The sequence below is a fragment of the Pseudomonas syringae group sp. 26L6 genome (assembly GCF_032587815.1).
Taxonomy (GTDB): Bacteria; Pseudomonadota; Gammaproteobacteria; order Pseudomonadales; family Pseudomonadaceae; genus Aquipseudomonas; species Aquipseudomonas amygdali.
Window position 1 is genome coordinate 30,327 of record NZ_JAWHPJ010000011.1, and the last position, 23,806, is coordinate 54,132.

Here is a 23,806-nt window from a genome sequence, read left to right on the forward strand (position 1 = left end):
TTCTTGGCTTCCGGGGCGTAGGTAGCTGTCAATTGGAGTCCCACTGAATGGCCCGTATTGCAGGCGTTAACATTCCAGATAACAAGCATACTGTTATCTCGCTGACCTACATCTATGGTGTTGGTCGCACCACTGCACAGAAAATTTGTGCAACCACCGGTGTAAACCCGGCGGTGAAAATCAAAGATCTGAGCGACGAGCAGATTGAACAGCTGCGTGGCGAAGTGGCGAAGTTCACCACTGAAGGTGACCTGCGTCGCGAAATCAACATGAAAATCAAGCGCTTGATGGACCTGGGCTGCTACCGCGGTCTGCGTCATCGTCGTGGTCTTCCAGTACGCGGTCAGCGTACCAAGACCAACGCGCGTACTCGCAAAGGTCCGCGTAAGCCGATCCGCAAGTAATCGCACCAGCGCAACGACAGGAATTTAGTCATGGCAAAACCTGCTGCTCGTCCTCGTAAAAAAGTTAAAAAGACAGTGGTTGATGGCATCGCCCACATCCATGCGTCGTTTAACAACACAATCGTCACCATTACCGATCGTCAAGGTAACGCTCTTTCGTGGGCTACCTCCGGCGGTTCGGGTTTCCGTGGTTCGCGCAAGTCCACCCCGTTCGCTGCTCAAGTAGCTGCTGAGCGTGCTGGTCAAGCTGCGCTGGAGTACGGTCTGAAGAACCTCGACGTCAATGTCAAGGGTCCAGGCCCAGGTCGTGAATCCGCTGTCCGTGCATTGAACGGCTGTGGCTATAAGATCGCCAGCATCACCGACGTGACGCCAATCCCGCACAACGGGTGCCGTCCGCCGAAGAAGCGCCGCGTGTAATCCAGGAGACTGTAAGAAATGGCTCGTTACATTGGTCCAAAATGCAAACTTGCTCGTCGTGAAGGCACCGATCTCTTTCTGAAGAGCGGCGTTCGCGCTATCGAATCCAAGTGCAACATCGAAGCAGCTCCAGGTATCCACGGCCAACGCCGCGGTCGCCAGTCCGATTACGGTACTCAGCTGCGTGAAAAGCAAAAAGTCCGTCGTATCTACGGCGTTCTCGAGCGTCAGTTCAGCGGCTACTACAAAGAAGCCGCCGGCAAGAAAGGTGCAACAGGCGAGAACCTGCTGCAACTGCTCGAATGCCGTCTGGACAACGTTGTATACCGCATGGGCTTCGGCTCGACGCGTGCCGAATCCCGTCAATTGGTTTCGCACAAGTCGGTCAGCGTAAACGGCAAAACCGTTAACGTTCCTTCTTATCAGGTTCGTGCTGGCGACGTTGTTGCTATCCGCGAAAAAGCTAAGAATCAGCTGCGTATTGTCCAGGCTCTCGATCTGTGTGCCCAACGTGGCCGCGTAGAATGGGTAGAAGTAGACACTGAGAAGAAATCGGGCGTTTTCAAGAACGTTCCAGCTCGCAGTGATCTATCCGCCGACATCAACGAAAGCCTGATTGTCGAGCTCTACTCCAAGTAAGGGCTAGAAAATAGGTGCATCCATGCAGATTTCGGTAAATGAGTTCCTGACACCCCGCCATATTGATGTGCAGGTTGTCAGTCCAACCCGCGCCAAGATCACTCTCGAGCCTCTCGAGCGTGGTTTCGGCCATACCCTGGGCAACGCGCTTCGCCGCATTTTGTTGTCCTCCATGCCCGGCTGTGCAGTAGTCGAGGCCGAGATTGACGGTGTACTCCATGAGTACAGCGCCATCGAAGGTGTACAGGAAGACGTCATTGAAATCCTGTTGAACCTTAAAGGTCTGGCTATCAAGCTGCACGGTCGAGACGAAGTTACGCTGACCTTGTCGAAGAAGGGTTCGGGGGTGGTTACCGCTGCCGATATTCAGCTGGATCATGATGTCGAGATCGTTAACCCCGATCACGTAATCGCTAACCTGGCGTCTAACGGCGTCTTGAACATGAAGCTCACCGTAGCTCGTGGTCGTGGTTATGAGCCGGCAGACTCGCGTCAAAGCGATGAAGACGAAAGCCGCAGCATTGGTCGCTTGCAGCTTGACTCTTCGTTCAGCCCGGTTCGCCGTATCGCATACGTGGTGGAAAACGCCCGTGTCGAGCAGCGTACTAACCTGGACAAGCTGGTTATTGATCTGGAAACCAACGGTACTCTGGACCCTGAAGAGGCTATCCGTCGCGCTGCAACCATCCTGCAACAGCAGCTGGCTGCGTTCGTGGACCTCAAAGGCGACAGCGAACCAGTGGTAATCGAACAGGAAGACGAGATCGATCCGATCCTGCTTCGTCCGGTTGACGATTTGGAACTGACCGTGCGTTCGGCCAACTGCCTTAAGGCGGAGAACATCTACTACATCGGCGATCTGATTCAGCGCACCGAAGTAGAGCTGTTGAAGACTCCGAACCTGGGCAAGAAATCCTTGACCGAGATCAAGGACGTTCTGGCTTCTCGTGGTCTCTCCCTCGGCATGCGCCTCGACAACTGGCCGCCGGCAAGTCTTAAGAAGGACGACAAGGCTACGGCCTGATCGTCGTAATCACCGAACGCGAGTTTGGTAAGGAATGAACCATGCGTCATCGTAAAAGTGGACGTCACCTGAGCCGTACCAGCTCTCACCGTAAAGCCATGTTTCAAAACATGGCGGTGTCGCTGTTCGAGCATGAGCTGATCAAAACTACCCTGCCGAAAGCCAAGGAACTGCGTCGCGTTGCCGAGCCGCTGATCACCCTGGCCAAGGAAGACAGCGTTGCTAACCGTCGTCTGGCTTTCGACCGTACTCGTTCGAAAGAAATCGTCGGCAAGCTGTTCAACGATCTGGGCAAGCGCTATGCAACCCGTCAGGGCGGCTACCTGCGTATCCTCAAGTGCGGTTTCCGCGCTGGCGACAACGCGCCAATGGCGTACGTCGAGTTGGTTGATCGTCCTGTCGGTGGCTCTGTAGAAGCCGCTGAATAAGACATCTGTTTGAACAAGAAACCGGGCCTTGCGCCCGGTTTTTTGTTGTCTGGGATTAAAAAAACCTATCGATAGTCATGGTTTAATGAATTCGACGCTGCAATAGTTTTCCACAATACTTCCTCTCAAGCCAATCAACCGGCTATACAACCAGAGGAAGACTTACATGAGTCAGAAGACCCTTACGACCGCCAGCGGTGCACCAGTCGCCGACAATCAGAATTCTCGCTCGGCAGGCCCGCGTGGTCCTTTATTGCTCGATGATTTCCACCTGATCGAAAAGCTCGCTCATTTCAACCGTGAGAATATTCCGGAGCGTCGTGTCCACGCCAAAGGATCGGGTGCTCATGGAACGTTCACCGTTACCCGTGATATCAGCCAATACAGCAGCGCCAAGCTGTTCGACACGGTCGGCAAGCAGACCCCGATTTTTCTGCGTTTCTCCACTGTAGGTGGTGAGTGTGGTTCGGCGGATACTGAACGTGATCCGCGCGGCTTTGCAATCAAGTTTTACACCGAGGAAGGTAACTGGGACATCGTGGGTAACAACACGCCAGTGTTCTTTATCCGTGACCCTTTGAAATTTCCTGACTTCATCCACACCCAGAAACGTCTTCCGCAAACCAACCTGAAAAGCCCGCAAATGATGTGGGATTTCTGGTCGCATTCGCCTGAAGCGCTGCACCAGGTCACTATTCTGTTCTCGGACCGAGGCATTCCGGACGGCTATCGTCACATGCACGGTTTTGGTAGCCATACGTACAGCCTGATCAGCGCAGCAGGTGAGCGTCATTGGGTGAAGTGGCACTACAAGACCCGGCAGGGCATCAAGAATCTCACGCCAGCCGAGGCTGCGCGCATTGCGGGTACTGATTCCGATTACGCCCAGCGCGATCTGTTCACTGCTATCGAGAGGGGTGACTTCCCCAAGTGGCAGGTCTGCATTCAGCTGATGAGCGAAGCCCAGGCTGCGAACCACCACGAGAACCCGTTCGACGTGACCAAGACCTGGTCGCAGAAGGAATATCCGCTGATTGAAGTAGGTGAACTGGAGCTGAACCGTAACCCGCTCAACTACTTTGCCGAGGTTGAGCAAGCAGCGTTTGGTCCCAGCAATATGGTGCCCGGGGTTGGCTTGTCACCGGACCGCATGCTGCAAGGGCGGGTGTTTGCTTACGCCGATGCACATCGCTATCGCGTAGGTACCAATCATCAGCAATTGCCGATCAATGCACCGAGAAACCCAGTGCATAGCTACCAGCGTGACGGGTCGATGGCCTTCGGTACCAATGGCGGGGCGGCTCCGAACTATGAGCCAAACAGCTATTCGGATGCGCCGAAGGAAGATCCCCGCTACGCAGAACCTGCGCTGGCTTTGAGTGGTGCCGCAGGTCGTCATGATCATCGCGTGGACGGCGATTACTACAGTCAGGCGGGCAAGTTGTTCAACCTGATGAGCGCTGATCAAAAAGCGCTGCTGATCAGTAACATTGCCGGCGCGATGGGGGGTGTTTCCAGTGACATCGTGCAGCGTCAGTTGCAGCATTTCTACAAGGCTGACCCGGCCTACGGGGAAGGCATTGCCAACGCTCTGGGTATAAAACTGGGCTGAGTCGAAGTGAGAAACAGAACCGCCCTCATTTGGGCGGTTTTTCGCTTCTTAACGGCGTAATTTCGCCACTTTTCGTCGGTTTATTGCGTTTTTCTCAGTGACCTTGCGCGGCGCTTGGTTCAAACTATCGGCTTTGAAGCAGGAGTCTGGTGCGATGCAAGGCCACCCCGAAGTAATCGATTATCTCAACACGTTGCTCACGGGCGAACTGGCGGCTCGTGACCAATATTTCGTTCACTCACGCATGTACGAAGACTGGGGCTTTTCGAAGCTCTATGAGCGTATCAACCACGAGATGGAAGAAGAGGCACAACACGCTGATGCGCTGATGCGTCGTATCCTGATGCTTGAAGGCACGCCACGCATGCGTCCGGATGATCTGGACGTCGGCACCACAGTGCCTGAGATGCTCGCCAGCGATCTGCGTCTGGAATACAAGGTTCGTGCTGCGCTGTGCAAGGGCATCGAGCTCTGTGAGCTGCACGGTGACTACGTGACCCGTGAAATCCTGCGTGTGCAACTGGCCGATACGGAAGAAGACCACACTTATTGGCTTGAACAGCAGATGGGCTTGATCAAGTCCATTGGCCTGCAGAACTACCTGCAATCGCAGTTCTGACTCGGCAGCCATAAAAAAAGCTCCTGCACTTGCGTGACAGGAGCTTTTTTGTACTTGGGTCTCACCGAAACCAGGCCCGTTTTCGCAACGCCGGTTAAGCCTTGTCTCTGATCAACAGAGGCTTCAGGTAATGCCCGGTGTACGACTGCTCCATCTCGGCGACCTGTTCAGGTGTGCCGGTCGCAATGATCTGCCCGCCTCTTGAACCGCCTTCCGGCCCCAGGTCCACCAGCCAGTCCGCCGTCTTGATGACATCCAGGTTGTGCTCGATCACCACCACTGTGTTGCCGTGGTCGCGTAGGCGATGCAATACATCCAGCAACTGCTGAATATCAGCAAAGTGCAGGCCCGTGGTCGGCTCGTCGAGGATGTACAGCGTTTTGCCAGTGTCGCGCTTGGACAGCTCGCGTGACAGCTTGACCCGTTGCGCCTCACCGCCTGACAGTGTTGTCGCCGATTGCCCCAGCTTGATATAGGAGAGTCCTACATCCATCAGGGTTTGCAGCTTGCGCGCCAGTGCGGGAACGGCGTCGAAGAACTCACGCGCTTCCTCGATGGTCATCTCCAGCACTTCGTGGACGTTCTTGCCCTTGTACTTGATCTCAAGCGTTTCACGGTTGTAACGCTTGCTCTTGCACACATCGCAGGGCACGTAGATGTCCGGCAGAAAGTGCATCTCGACCTTGATCAGCCCGTCGCCCTGGCACGCCTCGCAGCGTCCGCCCTTGACGTTGAACGAGAACCGGCCCGGACCGTAGCCCCGTGAACGCGATTCCGGTACACCGGCAAACAGTTCACGAATCGGCGTGAACAGCCCGGTATAGGTCGCCGGGTTGGAGCGCGGCGTACGACCAATAGGGCTCTGGTCAATGTCGACGACCTTGTCCAGATGCTGCAGGCCATTGATGCTGTCGTGGGCGGCCGCCTCAAGCGTCGTGGCACCGTTCAACGCCGTAGCGCTCAGCGGAAACAGTGTGTTGTTGATCAGCGTCGACTTGCCCGACCCGGAAACACCCGTCACGCAGGTCAGCAGACCAATCGGAATATCGAGATTGACGTTCTGCAGGTTGTTGCCACGCGCACCTTTGAGCGTCAGCGAGAGCTTTTTGTTACGCGGCGTTCGCTTGGCGGGTACAGCAATCTTCACACGGCCCGACAGGTACTTGCCGGTCAGTGAGTCGGGATGTGACATCACTTCGTCCGGCGTACCTTCGGCAACGATATGACCACCATGCACACCCGCGCCCGGGCCGATGTCGACCACATAGTCGGCCAGGCGAATCGCATCTTCATCGTGCTCCACCACAATCACGGTGTTGCCTATGTCGCGCAGGTGCTTGAGCGTGCCCAGCAAACGATCGTTATCGCGCTGGTGCAGGCCAATGGACGGCTCATCGAGGATGTACATCACCCCGACCAGGCCCGCGCCGATCTGGCTGGCCAGGCGTATACGCTGAGCCTCACCGCCGGATAGAGTGTCCGCGCTGCGATCCAATGTCAGGTAATCCAGCCCGACATTGACCAGAAACTGCAGACGCTCACGGATTTCCTTGAGAATCTTGTCGGCAATTTCGCCGCGCCGTCCGGTCAGCTTGAGCGTCTCGAAGTAATGCGTGGCGTCGCCAATCGGCAGATTGGTCACCGCAGGCAAGGTCTTTTCACCTACCCACACATGGCGCGCCTCACGACGCAAGCGGGTACCTCGGCAATCAGGGCAGGGCTGCGTGCCCAGAAACTTGGCCAGCTCTTCACGCACAGTCGCTGATTCGGTTTCCCGGTAGCGACGTTCCAGATTCGGCACGATGCCTTCGAACGGGTGCGCGCGCTTGACGATATCGCCGCGGTCGTTCAGATAGCGGAAGTCGACACTCTGCGAGCCGCTGCCGTTGAGCAGAACTTTCTGCATGTCGGCCGGGATTTCTTTGAACGGCACTTCCAGACTGAAACCGTAGTGCTTGGATAGCGACCCCAGCATCTGGAAGTAATAGACGTTACGCCTGTCCCAGCCTCGTATCGCGCCTTCGGCAAGCGTCAACTCGGCATTTACCAGCCGCTTGATATCAAAGAACTGCTTTACGCCCAGACCGTCGCAGGTCGGGCATGCGCCGGCCGGGTTGTTGAAGGAGAACAGCTTCGGCTCCAGCTCACTGATCGCATGGCCACAGATCGGGCAGGCGAAGCGGGCAGAGAAAATCACTTCTTCGCCCGGTTCATCGTCCATGGGCGCGACCAGCGCAATGCCGTCGGCCAGCTTCAAGGCGGTTTCAAAGGATTCCGCCAGGCGCTGCTGCAGATCGGCGCGGACCTTGAAACGGTCCACGACCACATCAATCGAGTGCTTCTTCTGCTTGTCCAGCTTCGGCAGCTCATCCAGCTCACACAGCTTGCCGTTGACCCGCGCGCGAACAAAACCTTGCGCGCGCAGCTCTTCAAAGACCGACAGATGTTCACCCTTGCGCTCACGGATAACCGGCGCAAGCAGCATCAACTTGCTGCCTTCGGGCTGGGTCAACACGAGATCGACCATCTGGCTGACGGTCTGCGCTTCCAGCGGGATATCGTGGTCCGGGCAGCGAGGCTGGCCGACGCGCGCATACAAAAGACGCAGGTAGTCGTAGATTTCAGTGATCGTACCCACGGTCGAGCGCGGATTATGAGAAGTAGACTTCTGCTCGATAGAAATCGCCGGCGACAGACCTTCGATCGTGTCGACGTCCGGTTTTTCCATCATCGACAGGAACTGCCGGGCGTAGGCAGACAGCGACTCGACATAACGGCGTTGCCCTTCGGCGTACAGCGTATCGAAAGCCAGTGAAGACTTGCCTGAGCCGGAGAGCCCGGTGATAACGATCAGTTTGTCGCGGGGAAGTGTCAGGTCAATATTTTTCAGGTTGTGGGTTCGTGCCCCACGTATCAGGATCTTGTCCACTGCGGCCTCGCTTGGCGGGCATAAACGACGGAGTATAAGGCTCCGAGCCATTACGCGGCAAAGCGTCGCGTATGTGCTGTACAACGATGGGACTGGTAGAATCGCCGCCGGTTCACACGAGGTTATTCCATGCACGATACCCACAGCGAGCGTATGAGTAGCGGCGAGACCCGCGCAGCAGGCGGTCTGGCCCTGGTGTTCGCGTTCCGCATGCTTGGCATGTTCATGGTTTTGCCGGTTCTGGCAACCTACGGCATGGACCTGGCGGGCGCGAGCCCTGCATTGATCGGTCTGGCGATTGGCGCTTATGGCCTGACTCAGGCTGTGCTGCAGATTCCGTTCGGGATCATTTCCGACCGTATCGGACGACGACCGGTTATTTATCTCGGCCTGATCATTTTTGCGATTGGCAGCGTGGTGGCGGCAAATGCCGATTCGATCTGGGGAATCATCGCCGGGCGCATCCTGCAGGGTGCCGGCGCGATTTCCGCCGCCGTCATGGCCTTACTCTCTGACCTGACCCGCGAACAGCATCGCACCAAGGCCATGGCCATGATCGGCATGACCATTGGTCTGTCGTTCGCCATCGCCATGGTGGTGGGCCCGGTGATCACCGGTATGTTTGGCCTTTCGGGATTGTTCCTGGCCACAGGCGGTATGGCCTTGCTGGGTCTTCTGATCGTCGCATTTGTGGTGCCCAAGGCCAATGGCCCGTTGATGCACCGCGAATCCGGCGTCGCCAAACAGGCACTTGGGGCGACGTTGCGTCATCCGGACCTGCTGCGCCTGGATTTGGGTATCTTTGTGTTGCACGCCATGCTCATGTCCAGCTTCGTGGCCTTGCCGCTGGCGCTGGTCGAAAAAGCCGGTTTGCCCAAGGAAGAGCACTGGTGGGTCTACCTGACCGCCTTGCTGGTTTCCTTCTTCGCGATGATCCCGTTCATCATCTATGGCGAGAAGAAACGTCAAATGAAGCGCGTTCTGCTGGGCGCCGTCACAGTTTTAATGCTGGCTGAGCTATTCTTCTGGGCATACGGCGACACGTTGCGGGCACTGGTCATCGGGACAGTGGTATTCTTCACCGCGTTCAACCTGCTGGAAGCGTCGTTGCCGTCGCTGATCAGCAAGGTTTCACCGGCCGGCGGAAAAGGCACGGCAATGGGAGTTTATTCCACCAGCCAGTTTCTTGGTTCGGCCGCAGGTGGGATACTGGGCGGCTGGTTGTTCCAGCACGGTGGGCTCGATGTGGTGTTCCTGGGTGGTGCAGCCATGGCCGCCATCTGGCTCGCCTTTGCAGTGACCATGCGAGAACCGCCTTACGTGACCAGCCTACGTCTGCCGTTGTCGCCGCAGGCGCAGCGTGAAGCAGGCCTGGCAGAGCGTTTGATGTCCGTAGCAGGCGTGACAGATGCAGTGGTGGTTGCTGAAGAGGCGGCCATCTACATAAAACTCGACACAAAATTATTGGATCGCGCCTCTCTTGAAAAGCTGGTCAATCCAGCGTCAGAAGCGTGCGAAGCCTAGGAGAACGTTATGGCCCGTGGGGTTAACAAAGTCATATTGGTCGGTACATGCGGCCAGGATCCCGAAGTTCGCTACTTGCCTAACGGTAACGCCGTGACCAACCTGAGTCTGGCAACCAGCGAACAATGGACTGACAAGCAGAGCGGTCAGAAAGTCGAAAAGACCGAATGGCACCGTGTATCGATGTTCGGCAAAGTTGCCGAAATCGCTGGCGAATACCTGCGCAAGGGTTCGCAGGTCTACATCGAAGGCAAGCTGCAGACCCGCGAGTGGGAAAAAGACGGCATCAAGCGCTACACCACTGAAATCGTCGTCGACATGCAGGGCACCATGCAGCTGCTGGGTGGCCGCCCACAAGGCGACTCCCAACAAGGTCAGGGCGGTGGCAACTACAACCAGTCCGCACCGCGTCCACAGCAGTCGCGCCCACAGCAATCGGCGCCGCAGCAGTCCGCACCTCAGCAAAACTACAACCAGCAGCCGCCACAACGCGACTCGCGCCCGGCGCCGCAACAGCAAGCGCCGCAGCCAGCTGCTGATTTCGACAGCTTTGATGATGATATTCCGTTCTAACCCGGATAAAACTATTTCTTTGTAAAGCTTTTCGATTAAAGCTTTGGTTTTCGGAAGATATCGAAAAATTAACCTGTGCTTCTGTAAAGTCTCACAGGTTTTTTTGCCTCGATTTTGTAAAGGATGGGCAGAAAGCCGATAAAAGGCTCTGGTAATGTAGAAATGCTGCCCGAGTTCAATGTCAAGATTGGATGCTCATTGGCAATGTAGTGCCGCAGCACCTTAGGAGGTTCCCCTTGCGGGGGCAGTTTCAGGGTACTGGAGCTGAAGATCGGAGCTCTCTTGGATCATTGGGGATCCAGGCACACGTTGGGCGATGGTTAGGGATTTCCAGGCAAGCTTTGAGTAGGTATGTCCGGGGAAATGATCTGGTACTTTTTCCTGTGCGATACCATACGATTGGTTTTCGTCAAGTTGAGAGTGACGGCGGATCAAGCATGCCTTTGTAGCGTCTCAGATAAGTTGTCGTGCTCGCTCAAGGATAGAGAGTGTGTGAGCTGTCTTTATGCCATTGCGAAGCATCAAACCCTGTAGTATCTAGGCCATAGGCGCGCAATAACCAGCGTGATTTTGCTCCGTGTTCTTCGCCCACCTCTGCACGACCGTGGAGGCAGATCCTATTATTAACCAGAATTATATCGCCAGGTGCTAGTGAGTAGGCTTCCACACATAGCTTACATGCGGCCTCAAACGCATCCATGGCGGCCTTGGCATCTAGGCTTTGTTCCGAATCGGTCTGCGTCGAACTATGGCTGTATCTGATCCATGGCGAATCGCCAACCCAGAAAAGCAGCTGAGAGTCCTCTACAAGGAGATCGGCACCAAATAGCTCCTTCAGGCGCTTTTTAAAGGTGAACTGCGGGCCGATAATGTACTGAGGCTTAGCCAACTCGTGAAGCTGATCTTCGTTCAGATGGTTTAGCACTTTTCGCAGGGGCATTATTGTTGTTGGTACTTGCTTTGGGTTGCGCAAGCCAGCGAGACAGACGAAATCTGGCGAGGGGGAGATATGCATACCGTAAGGGTGTTGCTCGCCGCGCACTGGCAGCCATACGCCATCTGTATGTCCTTTCATGGATCCTTGAGATTTTTCTGCCTCATACCCTTCGCCTGGTTTCACCACGAGATTGACGAACAGCGCCCCTTCATTTTCAGCGCCATACGAAATGGTATGAGATCCGAGGGCGGCGTTGGCGGCAATCACTGAAGCCCGCGCGATGATCGTGGCCTCAGTATCTGGAACTGGCAAGAAATCCACAGGTGTATCAGCGCCAACATCAGCGTCGAAGGCCCCAACCAAGTGAATGCATGAAGCTTCCCAGGCATGCGCGATGAGATCAGTTTGGGCAACGCCGAATTGGGAGAGGGAGTGGACAACTTCATCCAACAGTAACTGCCCCAGCGCAGCCGGGTCACTCAGTTGATGCTTAGCTTCGTCGAAGCTAAGCGGGCCTCGCCATGCAGCGACGACTGTACGAATGGCCGCAGAAAAATGAGCGTTGATCAATTGTGTCCCTACCATTGGCGGTGATATAAAGTTGATATGGATGCGGCGTCATTCGTAACGCTCCCCATTGACCAAGTCTTCCCGACCGGCCCTCATCTGAGATTTCATGAAAAATCACACTGTTACAGCTTCCGATTGTCTCAAGCGCTGGGCCCATTGGCTAGACGGTCTCGCTGATCATTTGGTCGCCCAAGCTAAAACCAACCACTGGGAATGTGGGTTGGGGTTGCCGTCGGGGCATAACATAATCGGTAGAGGGCACGACGCGTCACTTGCAGTTCGAAATCTCATCAAGGATCTGGTCGAACAAATCCCTGCTCCACTCGTTCCTTGTGAACGTGAAAACGTGAGAGGTGTCTCACTCCCGATGCCTGCTGTGCAGCCGGGGAGACAGGAGAAGCCAATGCATAATAAGGATGAGGTCAAGCGTATGGACACTAAGCCCCGCCGTGAAACGATTGGGGTTACAACCAAGAGGTCTTTTCATACGACTCTCACGTTATTGGCGGAAGATCGAGGTGTAGCGAAAGCGGAGTTTGCTCGCGAATTGCTTCAGCAGGGCTTGGAGCGATTTGAGTGCTCTATGGAGACCAAGAATCCCTCCAGCCTGCTTCGTACATATGAGCAAGCTGCGCAATCGTACGAAGGTGAAAGCGAACAGTGGTCACTTAGGCTTGATCGACCACTAGCCAAGTGGGTGCGGATGACTGCAAAAGAATTTGAAAAATCATCGTCGCAGATTGCATCGTTCTTGTTAGCAGAGTCGCTTCAGCGCGAAGGGTTATCCCCTATCGTGGCTGCGGCCATTTCTACATCCGATATCAGTGCTGCTGAGGCGAGCAATTCTCACCATCCTTCCAGATGGGTCGACTATTCATCCACTGAATTCGATGAGGCATTGTCAGTTATCAACTCTTGGCAGCGGCCAAAGAGGGCGCGAGAGCTGAGTGAGAGGGCTGGCCTTGGAGGGCAGCGAGACCTTTTATGTCAGATATTGCAGGGAGAAACTATGGCTCCCCCCGTTGTTTTAGGGGCGATAGCCAATCATATCCAGGTACCTATTGAGCTGCTAGTAGCTAGTTTTTCAAGCAACTATCAATCCCGGTCGGTGCCAATGTTCAAATCCACTCAAAGAAAACCGCAGTTAACCATGCACCCTCGTTCATGGAGTGAAGCTGTGAAGGCGTTAAATCTCCCTGCTGAAGAAGAACAGGCCCTATTAGCGTTGGAGAGCTGAGACCTTGAATCCATTTGACAGGGCTCGCCAGCAGGCCAACGACGTTAGAAATATTATGGCCGGCGAATTCCTGTCGGATCAGCTCACAAGCAAACAGCTCTTGGACTTCTCCACGATCGAAGAAGAGTTTGACGTGGCTATCCTGCTTTTGCCACCCAGCCACTTCACCTTGGCAGGTGCAGATGGGGTTTTGGTGCGCGAGAAATTTACCGCTTACGTCCGAAACGACAAATCGTGGGCTGAAACTGCATATCTGATAGCTCACGAATTAGGCCACTGGTTCCTTTAGGCCACTGGTTCCTTGATGCCGACAAGCCTGCGATATCGGTGGCGAGTCTCTCATCAATTACTGCCCCACATGGCACTCCAGCTGTTCTAACCGTCGAGGCATACGGTGCTAGGGAGCGCCAAGAGCTCCAAGCAAACGTGTTCGCCCGAGAGCTTTTGCTGCCCCGAACAGCCGCGCGCTCCCTGTGGGCCAGTGGACTTAACGCTCGGGCTATAGCCAATTTTCTTCAAGTCCCCCTAGAGGTGGTTAGACTACAGCTGTTTGATGCGCTTTTACTCCCGGAGCTACCGATACAGCCTACGTCTGGCCTTCCGAGCATGACGCTTGCCCAGACTAATGCCGCGCATGCGACTGAGAGGTTTGTGAACGTAGTAGCGGGCCCTGGTACTGGCAAAACCACAACGCTGGTGCATCGTATCAAGCACCTTATAGAGCATGGGGTAAGCGCTAATAAGATATTGGTGCTTACCTTTACGAATAAGGCGGCTAATGAACTAGTTGAACGGATGCGCGCTTCTGGTATTTCAGGGGCTTCAGATGTCTGGGCAGGAACCTTCCATTCGTTCGGGTTAGAATTTCTACGCAAGTATCACGACGTGTTTGGGCTTCATGCTGAGATCGCCATGGTTGATAAGCTGGCGAAAGTGCGGCTCATGATCAAATTACTTCCCACAATTAAGTTGCAGTACTACGTTCGCCTCCAGGATCCCTATGAGTGGCTGCCTAAAGTCTTGGACTACATTGACCGGCTGAAGGAGGAGTTGGTTTCTGTCGACGAGTACCGGATACGCCTTGCTGCACTGCCAATGCCAGCCTCAGACGTCGTGCAACAGCAGGCTGATATCGCGTCGGTGTACGAAGCCTATGAGACTGCGCTGCGCTCCAACCACTATGTCGATTACACCGATCTGGTGGCGTTGCCCACGCTACAAGCTCGAAAAGACCGCACGGTTGTGAGCCAGCACATCAACCATTTCGATCACATTTTGGTCGATGAGTATCAAGACGTAACACATGTCATGGTGGAGTTCGTGCGTGAGCTAGCTATGAGCGCCAAGTCGGTGTGGGTAGTCGGCGACATTCGTCAAGCGATCCACCACTGGCGAGGCGCATCAATCCAGAGCTTGATGAAATTTGACACAGCGTTCAGACGCGGTTCCCCGGGAGCCTCTGTGGCCACCCACCACCTTGATGTAAACCGTCGCAGTACCCCTGAGATCCTCAAACTCTTCAGCCACACGGGACGCGTCCATTCGTTGCAAGGTAGATTGCCACTGCAAGCAGTGACTGCATACCGCCCCTCTATGAGTATCAGGCCGATCCTGTACGAATGTGCCTCTCCGGAAAGCCAGTCCCATACGCTTGCGTCAGTGATCGACAACCTTGTAACAATGGGTGTGGGCTACCGAAACCAAGTCGTTATTAGTCGCAGTACGGCAGATATTGAAAGCGCTGCAGAGTACCTATCTGCACGTGGGATTCCTTGCTTGTATATTGGTGACGTCTACCAACGCCCCGAGATCAAGCGGCTTGTCTGCCTTATGCAGTTGCTATGCACCCGTCAACCTCGCTCAATGATTGGTTTGCTTCAGGACCCAACACTGGCGATGTCCGCGACTGACATGAAGACACTTATGGCATGCACTTCACCAGGTACCGGTGTCACTCTGCAGCGGGGGAAGTGGCTTGGTGCTCTTGGGCTGGGTCTATCAGCAGCGGGGGAGTCGGTGAGCACGGAATTGGCTAGGCTACTGGCCGGATTCAACCGGCATACCAATCCTTGGGAGTTCGTTTGTACACTGCTGCTTGATCGCGGCTATGGGCTACCAAATCCCGCTGATACGAGCATACGGGCTCATACAGAGCGCCTTGCACTATGGCTATTTGTGTATGCCGTGCGCAATAGTGACGGCAGTGCCAAAGAAGCCAGGCTATCTGCGTTCCTTGTGCGCGAGGACTTACGCCGCCGAATCAACGAGAAGTTAGCTGACCGTAATGCACCACCTGAGGCCCGCGCGTTGAATGCTATCACGCTGATGACCGTTCATGGGAGCAAAGGGCTTGAGTTCGAGGCTGTCCATCTGACGGACGTGAATAAGGGAGCCTATGGGAAAGACAAACCTTGGGATTACGACCCGCGCTCGACGCAACTTATTCCGCCCGAGGTACTTAACAGTACTCAGGCGGAGCATGAGTTCGAAGAAGCTGTAGAGCGAAACAACCTTCTATACGTTGCTTTATCCCGTGCTAGGAACCAGCTTTTTCTCTACGAGACAAATTCCCGAGATAGACCTGACTCCATGACCAGTGCAACTGTTCTCCTTGATCGCCACTTAGGTTTGGCCCCTCCTGCGGCTAGCGTGCATGCCATTGTGCACATGGTAGCCGCAGCTCCTTTGGCCATCGACTACAGTGCTTTTGAGTCCTACGTGAGCTGCCCGCTGCATTACCACTATAGGTATGAGCTCGACTTCACCGCTGAACAGGTTATTGATATATCCATCCGGGCTCGGTGGGCTGTGATGGAGACACTTCAATCCGCTCTCAAAGGTTCCTCTGCGCAGACGGCGTTTGATAGAGCATGGTCGAAGCATGACCTGCCGGCCTTCAATCTGGATCAGGCGTTGTACTCGGATGCTGTCAAAGCCTGTAAAAAGGGCTTGCAGATCATTCAGGATACCGGCAGCACGATCATCGAGGGGCTATATGCGGATATACATGGTGTTCGCATTGAATTGCCGTGGATGCTTCAGACAAAGACCCCACAGGGTGTTGAGCTTCATTGGCTACGCACGCACGCAGGCGTAGAAACAACCTCACGCCACTTCCGCCCGCTGATGTTGGCAATGAAAACGCTGAAAGCAAAATCTGGCACCGTGCACTCACTGATCAGCGAGAAGGCCAAGAGGGATACGCCCTCTAAAGCACCCCAAAGCACAGCCTTGCACAAAATGGCACCGCTGTTTACATCAGGGTATCGAGGAGCTAAGAAGGGCTGGCTTTGTCGTCGCTGCCCCTACCTGAGCATCTGTGAGAATCGGCTATAGGACCGGTGCTCTTGGTCTTTCGGCGAACTCTGCACACGCGGGGTTCGTTTAAGCGTGATGGCGGTGGCTAGCTGAGCCGTATAAATGTTTGTTGGCAAAATGCCTGTATTGAGTTAAAAATTCTGATTAGGGCTGACATCAAGGAAGCGACAGACTCTACCGACAGCACAAGGAGCAGGAAATTGGCAACGGTTCAAGAGTTTGAAGAGCAGGTATGGGGTCTTGAGGGGATTCGTCTGGTGATTCGTGCGCCCGAGGGTGCTGCGCTTACTGAATACGAATATAAAAATGCAGCCCAAAGCAATATCAGTCTCACCAAGTGGATAAACACTCGAATTAATCCAGCGCTCAACGGTTATGAAGCAACCGTGATTCAAGGTAATGGCGAAGAGCCGCACGGCAGAAACCTCTTGAGAAAAATCCGTGCGACCTACGGGGATTAACCTTACTCTCAGATCATAAGCCTCCCAAGGTGCCAGAACGAATGCCATTGCATCGGCTTAGGGCACCTGGAAGCTTGCTTGGCCAAGACAACGGAGCTGCTACGGGACGTGAGCAGTGTTTATAAACGTCGTCGCACATTCAACGTATTCTCGTCTTAGGACTTACTTGGACCCTGCTGTTCAGGTCCAGACCCGGAGCCCCCGTTTATCGGGGGCTTCATCGTTTTCAGGCGTCAAAAAGCGCTGAACCACTTTGGCTGCACTGCTGCCGTGGGAGCCGCTGAGCACCTAAAACAGCTCATCCTTCTGTGTTTGCGCGTTTTCGAAACAATGCGCGATCACCCAGCTCGCCGGCTTCACCTCACCTCGCGGGCCAAACGCTAATGCCCGCTGTGCCAACGGCCCGTTGCTGGCCGTGGCGCCTGCAACATGCGGGCTGTCCCAAACACCCCACGTAACAACGGTAGATACCGAGCGCGTGGCAAGCACTACGTCGAGATACCGCTTATAAGTCGCTGCAACTGATCCATCGCGTTCTGCGATAGGCCCCGTCAAGTGGCTGTCGTCGACGTCGAGTTCCGTGATGTGGATCGACAACCCCATATCACGCACTGCAAGAATAAAGCGGGAAAGGCCCGGACCAAATGTGTCGCCTGCACGCAGATGGGACTGAATGCCCAAGCCGTGTATCGGAATGCCGCGCTGCTTGAGCCCGCGCAGCAGGGCGAGCACGGCAGTGCGTTTGCTTTCGCCGTAATGGGTATCCTTTTCCAGGCCGTAATCGTTGTAGCAGAGCAGGGCGTCCGGGTCGGCCTTGTGCGCAGCCTTGAAGGCTATGTCCAGATAGCGAGGCCCGAGCATCTGATACCAGAATGAATTGCGCAGCCCGTCAGGCTGGCCGTCCTCCAGCTGGATGGCTTCGTTGACGACGTCCCATGCGCTGATGAGACCGCGATAATGGTTGGCGACGGTACTGATGTGCGCCGTCAGCACCGCTTCGGCGTTCGTCGGGGTGACGGTTTGGTGAACCCAGTCGGGTAAAGAGCGATGCCAGCAGAAAGTGTGGCCGCGCATACGCTGTTCATGCGCTTTCGCAAACCCCGCGATTGCGTCGGCGGATGCGAAGTTGTAACGCTCTGGTTCGGGGTGGACGGTCTGCCACTTCAAGGCGTTTTCTGGCACTACGATGCTGGCCTGACGGGCGACCAGTTGCCGATAGGCCGCATCGTCATTCAGCTTTACCGGATCAACCGCAAAGCCGAACCGGATACCTTTCTCGGCTGCAGGCTGGCGCAATGCGGGAAAGGTTTCTGCCGCCAGCAGCCTGCTGTTGGCGAAGGGCAGGCACGCCAGCAGGCGAACAAACGCAGTCAGAAAACTGCGTCGACTAGCCCGGCGCATTACGCACCAAAGATCTCCATCAACTCCTCACGCCCGACCATCACAGTCATTGACCCTTGCTTCTGCTCGCCTTCGATCGTGCACAGCAATCCAGCTTCTCGACAAATCACTGCGCCTGCCGCGATGTCCCACAGGCTGGTGAATTTCTCCATGTACCCATCCGTTTGCCCCAACGCGGCGAACGCCAGGCCGATGGTTGCGCAGCGATAGCCTGCCAGGCCCCAGCCCTGTCGGCGCAGGCTCAGGTGCAGTTTGCCCATCTCTTCGGCGTCCCAGCGGGTGTTTTCGCCGACGCCGGCGATGCGCAGGTGCTCGGGTGGTTGAGGGCGGACAAAAGGGACGCCGTTGCGCAGCAAGCCATCACCCGTGCGGGCTGCCAGGGTGTAGCCCAGTGCCGGGTAGGCGACGACGCCGATTTCGGGTTCACCTGCCGACATGTACGCCACCGCGATTCCCCACAATGGAGTGCCGCGCAGGTAGTTGCCGGTGCCGTCGATGGGGTCGATGACCCAGCCGTCGGTGATGAATTCGCCGCCCATTTCTTCGCCGAGGATTGTATCGTCGGGGAAGTGTTTGCTCAGTTCTGCACGTAGCAGTTGCTCCACTTCGAAGTCGGCGCGGGAGACGAGGTCTTGCGCGCTTTTGGTGGTGATGTCGAGGGTGTGGCGGTCGTTGAAATACGCCATGGCCAGGCCAGTGGCCTTTTCTACAGCTTGCATGGCGACGCTGAGTCGGTTGTTCATTGCAGACAGCCTCCGTTCGGCAGGTTCAACAAGTCCGGGTAATCACTGAGAATCGACTGCGCGCCGTGTTCCAGCAGGTAACGCGCGCGTTTCGGGCTGTTGATGGTAGCCACGGCGAATTCGACGCCGCTGTTTTTCAGGCGAACAAGGTGATGGTCATCGAGCATGTCGTCAAGTACGTGAAGTATTCGGCAGTCATATTCGGCCAGCAAAGCGACCGGGTCAGCAGGCGCGACCACCGAGGCGATGGCCAGTGGTACGTCGTTCCACAAGCGGCGGGCGGCAGTTAGCGAGCGCACCGAAAAGCTGGAGACGAACAACCGATCATTGTCGGCGGGCCACAGGCTTTTGAGGATTGGCATCACCACTTCCGCCGTCTCGATATCGTCGCCAATGGTCGGTTTGAGTTCGACTTGCAAACCCAGATTGAGGCGCAGCGCGCAGGCCACGATCTCTTCGAAGGTCGGGATCTGCAGGCCCGCGAATTCAGGCGCGAACCAGCTGCCTGCGTCCAGTTTGCGGATGGCCTCAAGTTCGTGAAGCACGACAGCGCCGCGCCCGTTGGTGGTGCGGTCCAGCAAATCGTCGTGAATCACGACAGGCTGGCCATCGCGGGTCAGCTTCACGTCGATCTCGACCCACTCGGCGCCGCACTCGGCGGCTTTCTCCAGGGCCAGCAGGGTATTTTCCGGCACGTAAGCCTTGGCACCACGATGGGCAATCAGGGACGAGCGGACGAGGGGCGCAGGTTTGAGCATGGCGGGTCACTTGGTGGTTTGGGAGAAGGAAACGAGCTGGCGTTGGCCACTCTCGATATCGAACAGCAAGGGCGCGGGATGGATGGCAAGTCGAATCTGGGTGCCGGGCATCAGATGCTGCCGTTCGGCGAGACTGACAACACAGCGTGTTCCGGCCAACTGGCAATACAGCAGGCTGTGGCTGCCGAGATTTTCGGAGGACTCCACGGTGGCGGTGACGCCTGTCTGGCCGAGCACGACGGTCTCGGGGCGCAGGCCCATCAGCCATTTGCCTGTCCGGTTGCTGGCAATGCCGAGTTTGATGGGCAGGCGTTGTCCGTCGGCCAGTATCAGAACATTGTCGTCCAGGCAGTGCACAGGCAGCAGGTTCATGGGCGGGGTGCCGATGAAGCTGGCGACGAATATGCTGGCGGGTTGATCGTAGATGTCGGTGGGCGTGCCGATCTGCTCGACATGGCCCTTGTTGAGAATCACCACACGCTCTGCGAGGGTCATGGCCTCGGTCTGATCGTGGGTGACATACAGAATCGTCGCACCGGTCTGCTGGTGCAGGTTACGAATCAACAGGCGCATTTCATGGCGCAGCGCGCTGTCCAGATTGCACAGCGGTTCATCGAATAGCAGCACCGGCGGTTTGCGGATCAGCGCCCGACCGATCGCGACGCGCTGACGCTGACCGCCGGAAAGCTCTCCGGGCTTGCGTTGCAGCAACTCTTCCAGCCCCAGCGAACTGGCACACTCGCGAATACGCTGTTCGCGCTCCGTGCGTGAGATGCGTGCCAGCTTCAGCGCGTAACCGATGTTGTCGGCGACGCTCATGTGCGGGTAGAGCGCGTAGTTCTGAAACACCATGGCGCAGCCGCGTTCTTTGGGCGGCAGACGCGTCACGTCGCGGCCACCCATCAGAATCTGCCCTTTGCTGACGTCCTCCAGCCCGGCGACCATGCGCAGCAACGTGGACTTGCCACACCCGGACGGGCCGAGGATGACGTTAAGCTCGCCCGCCTTGAAAACCAGATCGAGCCCATGAAGGATGTGCCCTGAGCCATAGGTTTTGTGCAGGCCCTTGAGGACGATATCCGGCGCGCAGGCAATAGGGGTGAGCGCGTTCATTTACCGACTCCGATCAGGCCTTTGACAAACCATCGCTGCATGAGCGCAATGACGAGGAGGGGGGGTAGCATGCTGACCACGGCGGCGGCCATCAGCAGGTTCCATTCGGGGACCTGGGTTGCATCGGTCGGCAGAAAGCTGGCGACGCCCAGCACCAGCGTGCGCATGTCCTCGCGATTGGTCGCGACCAGCGGCCACAGGTAGTCTTTCCACGCGCCGATGAACACCAGCGTGCCGAGCGCTGCGAAGTTGGTCTTCGACAGCGGCAGCAGAATGTCGACAAAAAAACGCCAGGGCCCGGCACCGTCCATACGTGCGGCCTCGACCAGTTCGGCGGGCAGCGTCTGGTAAAACTGCCGGAACAGAAAGGTGCCGGTGGCTGAGGCAATCAGCGGCAAGGCGAGCCCGGTGTAGCTGTCGAGCAGGTTGATGGTCGGCACCGGCAGCCACTGGATGCCCAGCCATTGCAACAGGTTGCGTAGCGGTCCGAGCAGGTCGCTGGCCACCGCATACGTGGGGATGATGCGTACCTCCAGCGGCAGCAGCAGAGCGCCCAGCACGGCAAAGAAGATCACCGAGGTGTAGCTGCTGCGAAAGTACACCACGGCAAATGCTGTCAGCGCCGAAAGTGTCAGCTTGCCGATTACCACCAGCGTGGCGACCAGCAGGCTATTGCCCAGCAAGCGCAGCAGGTCGAGGCGTCGGGTGACTTGTTGCAGGTTCTCCAGCAGTTGGTCGCCGGGTATCAGCGCAAGGCCGTGGGCGAACAGTTGTGGGTTGCTGACCGTTGCCGAGCAGACTGCGACGTACAGCGGCCCCAGGGCGAACACCAGCCCGAGCGTCAGCAGCAGGTAAGCGCCCGCGTCGATCAGCCGGTGACGCTCGATCATGCTTTCACCCCACGGCGCTGGAAGCGGGACAAGAGTTTGAACTGAGCGATGCTCAGCGCTACAACTGCCAGCAACATAAGCACTGACAGTGTCGACGAACCTGCCAGATCCAGGCCCATGAAACCGTCGGTGTAAATCTTGTAGGCCAGTACGTTGGTGGTATCGCCGGGCCCGCCGTGTGTGAGGGTGTCGACCAGTCCGAAGCTGTTCGACAGGCTTTCCAGCAGGTCGATGACAAACACGAACAGCAGATAGGGCGCAATCAGCGGCAGCTGTATGTCGAGCATGCGTCGCAACGGGCCTGCCCCGTCCAGTGCGGCGGCGGCGAGGTAGTCATCGGGGACGGATTTCAAGCTGGCGACCAGCATCACGAAGTTGAACGGCACCAGGCACCAGGCATAGGCCACGATCAGCAACAACATGCTCTGCATCGGGCTGGCGTAGGGTGCCCAGGTGCCGGGGGCAATCGCGTTAAGCCAGGCGAAAATACCCATCACCGGATTGGCCAGCACGTGAAAGACAATGCCGATGGTGGCGCCCGATACCGCGTAGGGCCAGATCAGCAGATTGCGAAACACTGCGTTGCCGCGCAGTTTCAGTTCAAGGCACAGCGCAAGCACCAGTGCGATGAGGATCGAAAGCACAACGCTCGACAGGCTGAACACCAGCGTCGAGCCTAGCGACGCGAGCACGCCAGGGTCTCTCAACACTCGCCAATAGTTGCTCAGGCCGACAAAGATTTCGTTACCGCCGAAGGGCGGCACCAGATGAAACGACCACCAGATTGCCTGGACTGCAGGCCAATAAAAGAACAACCCGAGTGCCAGCAATTGGGGCAGGGCAAACAGCAGCGCCAGGCGCGGTTGCGGAAAATGCGCCCGAGGTTTCATGGCGTTGCCCCGTCTGACTCGTTGCTGGCCTGGGCCTGATGCATCTGCTGAAACAGACTGAGCAATTCGTTGGCGCGCAGCGTTGTCTGACGCAGGGCGTGTTCAACGCTCTGGCGACCGGCGAGCGCGTTTTCCATTTCCTGCGACCAAACAAGACGCATCAGCGTGATAAAGCCGCAGCGCAAAGGCGTAGAAGGCTGGCCGTCAATGTCGTGAAGTGCCGCAAGCCCGACCATTACGGCCGACGGCTCTCTGCCTGCGGATTGCAACCGTGCCGCTGCCGCCTGAGTAACTGGCAGGTAGCCGGTCCGGGCACTGAACACCAACTGATTATCCGGTTGCAGTACGAACGCCAGAAACTCCGAGACCAGCCGGTAATCCCGCGCGGCATGCCCACGCATCACCCACAGCGAGGAACCTCCGGGAGCGTTGGTACGGCGTTGGGTGTTGGCGTAAATCGGCAGTGCTGTGACATCGATATCGGATTTGAGCGTGCTGTGCACGATATTCCAGGCACCGGTGGAGTCGATCAGCATGGCGCAGTCGTCGGTGGCGAAAGCCAGCGCCTGTTGACCGCTGCGGGTCGAATCCTCGTGCACCACCAGACCTTCGGCGGTCCATTGCGCCAGGTCGTTCATCAAGCGCAGGTGGGCACCTTTGTCGAACTGATAGCGTTCGGTGCCAGCGGCGCGAACCGCAACTTCGGTGCCTTGCGCTGCACTGGTCTGCTCCAGCCAGATCCACGGCGAAAATTCGCTGACGACAGGGCATGCGTGGCCGTTTTTCTTCAAGGCCCGCAAGGCTGTAGCAAATGCTTCCCAAGTGGCGGGGGGCTCGCTGATACCTGCCGCGGCCAGGGCATTTCGGTGCGTGTAGAGCACGGCGGTGGACGCCGCAAAAGGCTGGGCCGCCAGAGCGCCGTGATCATCGGAGTAATAGCGGCGCAAGGCTGGCAGAAAGGTGTCGTCGGAATAGGCCCTTTGATGACCGGCCATGATGGCCTCGACAGGCAGAGTGGCACCGCCCAGTAGCATGTCAGGCGTGGCCACGTCGTAAATTTCGACCAGAGCCGGGCCTATGCCTGCGCGGTACGCTGCGACGGTCTTCTGCAGCGTCTGCTCATAACTGCCTTGGCGGATACAGTGCAGGCGATCCCCATCCTCACGCTGTGCATTGAAGCTTCTGCACAAATCTGCGATGGCACTTCCGGCCGCGCCGCCGTGGCTATACCAGAACTCGGCGGGGGCGGCGAAGACCTGAGCAGCGAACGGCAGCAGCGCCAGCATGGAAAGCGTCTTACTGATGAAAGGCATGAG

The 23,806-nt window shown here is 56.7% G+C and carries 22 protein-coding genes and 1 pseudogene; 14 read left to right on the forward strand and 9 right to left on the reverse strand.

The annotated features are described in order from the left end of the window. Positions 1-47 precede the first annotated feature (47 nt). The 7 genes from rpsM (at position 48) to bfr (ending at position 5,146) form a co-directional block, all read left to right on the forward strand. A complete protein-coding gene (gene rpsM / locus RYA97_RS05030; protein ID WP_002555467.1) occupies positions 48-404 on the forward strand; it encodes a 30S ribosomal protein S13 in 357 nt (118 codons plus the stop codon). Between the two features lie 30 nt (positions 405-434). Then, entirely contained in the window at positions 435-824 is a 390-nt protein-coding gene (rpsK, locus tag RYA97_RS05035) for a 30S ribosomal protein S11 (RefSeq protein ID WP_002555466.1), read from the forward strand. An 18-nt stretch (positions 825-842) separates the two neighbouring features. Beyond that, positions 843-1,463: a 30S ribosomal protein S4 gene (gene rpsD / locus RYA97_RS05040; protein WP_002555465.1), complete on the forward strand. Its 621-nt coding sequence runs from the start codon at positions 843-845 to the stop codon at positions 1,461-1,463. A gap of 22 nt (positions 1,464-1,485) precedes the next feature. Next, complete coding sequence (locus tag RYA97_RS05045) at positions 1,486-2,487, forward strand: DNA-directed RNA polymerase subunit alpha (protein ID WP_002555464.1); 1,002 nt, start codon at positions 1,486-1,488, stop codon at positions 2,485-2,487. Positions 2,488-2,528: 41 nt separating this feature from the next. Continuing rightward, entirely contained in the window at positions 2,529-2,915 is a 387-nt protein-coding gene (gene rplQ / locus RYA97_RS05050) for a 50S ribosomal protein L17 (protein ID WP_002555463.1), read from the forward strand. 166 nt (positions 2,916-3,081) lie between these two features. After that, complete coding sequence (locus RYA97_RS05055) at positions 3,082-4,527, forward strand: catalase (RefSeq protein ID WP_316891974.1); 1,446 nt, start codon at positions 3,082-3,084, stop codon at positions 4,525-4,527. 154 nt (positions 4,528-4,681) lie between these two features. After that, positions 4,682-5,146 (forward strand): bacterioferritin, encoded by a 465-nt coding sequence (bfr, locus tag RYA97_RS05060; protein WP_002555461.1) that lies wholly within the window; start codon positions 4,682-4,684, stop codon positions 5,144-5,146. Positions 5,147-5,240: 94 nt separating this feature from the next. Here bfr and uvrA read toward each other — a convergent pair whose 3' ends face one another. Next, a complete protein-coding gene (gene uvrA / locus RYA97_RS05065) occupies positions 5,241-8,075 on the reverse strand; it encodes an excinuclease ABC subunit UvrA (protein ID WP_316891975.1) in 2,835 nt (944 codons plus the stop codon). A 129-nt stretch (positions 8,076-8,204) separates the two neighbouring features. On the opposite strand from uvrA, the gene RYA97_RS05070 reads away from it, so the two are divergent. Continuing rightward, entirely contained in the window at positions 8,205-9,599 is a 1,395-nt protein-coding gene (locus RYA97_RS05070; protein WP_316891976.1) for an MFS transporter, read from the forward strand. Positions 9,600-9,608: 9 nt separating this feature from the next. After that, the gene (locus RYA97_RS05075; protein ID WP_002555458.1) at positions 9,609-10,172 is read left to right on the forward strand and encodes a single-stranded DNA-binding protein; all 564 of its coding nucleotides are present in this window, start codon (positions 9,609-9,611) and stop codon (positions 10,170-10,172) included. 475 nt (positions 10,173-10,647) lie between these two features. On the opposite strand, the gene RYA97_RS05080 is transcribed toward RYA97_RS05075, so the two are convergent. Then, a complete protein-coding gene (locus tag RYA97_RS05080) occupies positions 10,648-11,679 on the reverse strand; it encodes a TauD/TfdA family dioxygenase (RefSeq protein WP_316891977.1) in 1,032 nt (343 codons plus the stop codon). Between the two features lie 403 nt (positions 11,680-12,082). Here RYA97_RS05080 and RYA97_RS05085 point away from each other — a divergent pair, with 403 nt between their 5' ends. From RYA97_RS05085 to RYA97_RS05105, 5 genes and pseudogenes are all read left to right on the forward strand, one after another. Next, complete coding sequence (locus tag RYA97_RS05085; protein ID WP_316891978.1) at positions 12,083-12,916, forward strand: hypothetical protein; 834 nt, start codon at positions 12,083-12,085, stop codon at positions 12,914-12,916. Between the two features lie 4 nt (positions 12,917-12,920). Then, positions 12,921-13,205 carry a hypothetical protein gene (locus RYA97_RS05090; RefSeq protein ID WP_316891979.1) on the forward strand — a complete coding sequence of 95 codons (285 nt, stop codon included), beginning with the start codon at positions 12,921-12,923 and terminating at the stop codon, positions 13,203-13,205. A 137-nt stretch (positions 13,206-13,342) separates the two neighbouring features. After that, positions 13,343-13,405 (forward strand): annotated as a pseudogene (locus RYA97_RS05095) (hypothetical protein); the annotation flags it as partial. A 117-nt stretch (positions 13,406-13,522) separates the two neighbouring features. Beyond that, positions 13,523-16,252, forward strand: coding sequence for an ATP-dependent helicase (locus RYA97_RS05100; protein WP_316892013.1), 2,730 nt, complete (start codon positions 13,523-13,525; stop codon positions 16,250-16,252). A 182-nt stretch (positions 16,253-16,434) separates the two neighbouring features. Next, entirely contained in the window at positions 16,435-16,695 is a 261-nt protein-coding gene (locus RYA97_RS05105; protein ID WP_057458062.1) for a hypothetical protein, read from the forward strand. A gap of 288 nt (positions 16,696-16,983) precedes the next feature. Here RYA97_RS05105 and RYA97_RS05110 read toward each other — a convergent pair whose 3' ends face one another. Genes RYA97_RS05110 through RYA97_RS05140 form a run of 7 tightly spaced genes read right to left on the reverse strand, consistent with a single transcriptional unit; the run spans position 16,984 to position 23,803 of the window. After that, positions 16,984-18,096 carry an endo-1,4-beta-xylanase gene (locus tag RYA97_RS05110; protein WP_005745978.1) on the reverse strand — a complete coding sequence of 371 codons (1,113 nt, stop codon included), beginning with the start codon at positions 18,094-18,096 and terminating at the stop codon, positions 16,984-16,986. After that, positions 18,096-18,839 carry an inositol monophosphatase family protein gene (locus RYA97_RS05115; protein ID WP_003431801.1) on the reverse strand — a complete coding sequence of 248 codons (744 nt, stop codon included), beginning with the start codon at positions 18,837-18,839 and terminating at the stop codon, positions 18,096-18,098. Before RYA97_RS05115 ends, RYA97_RS05110 begins: the two co-directional genes overlap by 1 nt. Beyond that, on the reverse strand, positions 18,836-19,597 hold the full coding sequence (locus RYA97_RS05120) for a glycerophosphoryl diester phosphodiesterase (protein ID WP_057452757.1): 762 nt from the start codon (positions 19,595-19,597) through the stop codon (positions 18,836-18,838). Before RYA97_RS05120 ends, RYA97_RS05115 begins: the two co-directional genes overlap by 4 nt. 6 nt (positions 19,598-19,603) lie before the next feature. After that, positions 19,604-20,710: an ABC transporter ATP-binding protein gene (locus RYA97_RS05125; protein WP_005745976.1), complete on the reverse strand. Its 1,107-nt coding sequence runs from the start codon at positions 20,708-20,710 to the stop codon at positions 19,604-19,606. Then, positions 20,707-21,600, reverse strand: coding sequence for an ABC transporter permease subunit (locus tag RYA97_RS05130; RefSeq protein ID WP_005745975.1), 894 nt, complete (start codon positions 21,598-21,600; stop codon positions 20,707-20,709). Before RYA97_RS05130 ends, RYA97_RS05125 begins: the two co-directional genes overlap by 4 nt. After that, on the reverse strand, positions 21,597-22,490 hold the full coding sequence (locus tag RYA97_RS05135) for a carbohydrate ABC transporter permease (RefSeq protein WP_005745974.1): 894 nt from the start codon (positions 22,488-22,490) through the stop codon (positions 21,597-21,599). Before RYA97_RS05135 ends, RYA97_RS05130 begins: the two co-directional genes overlap by 4 nt. After that, positions 22,487-23,803, reverse strand: a complete 1,317-nt coding sequence (locus RYA97_RS05140) for an extracellular solute-binding protein (protein WP_004667316.1) — start codon at positions 23,801-23,803, stop codon at positions 22,487-22,489. Before RYA97_RS05140 ends, RYA97_RS05135 begins: the two co-directional genes overlap by 4 nt. Between the last annotated feature and the right edge of the window lie 3 nt (positions 23,804-23,806).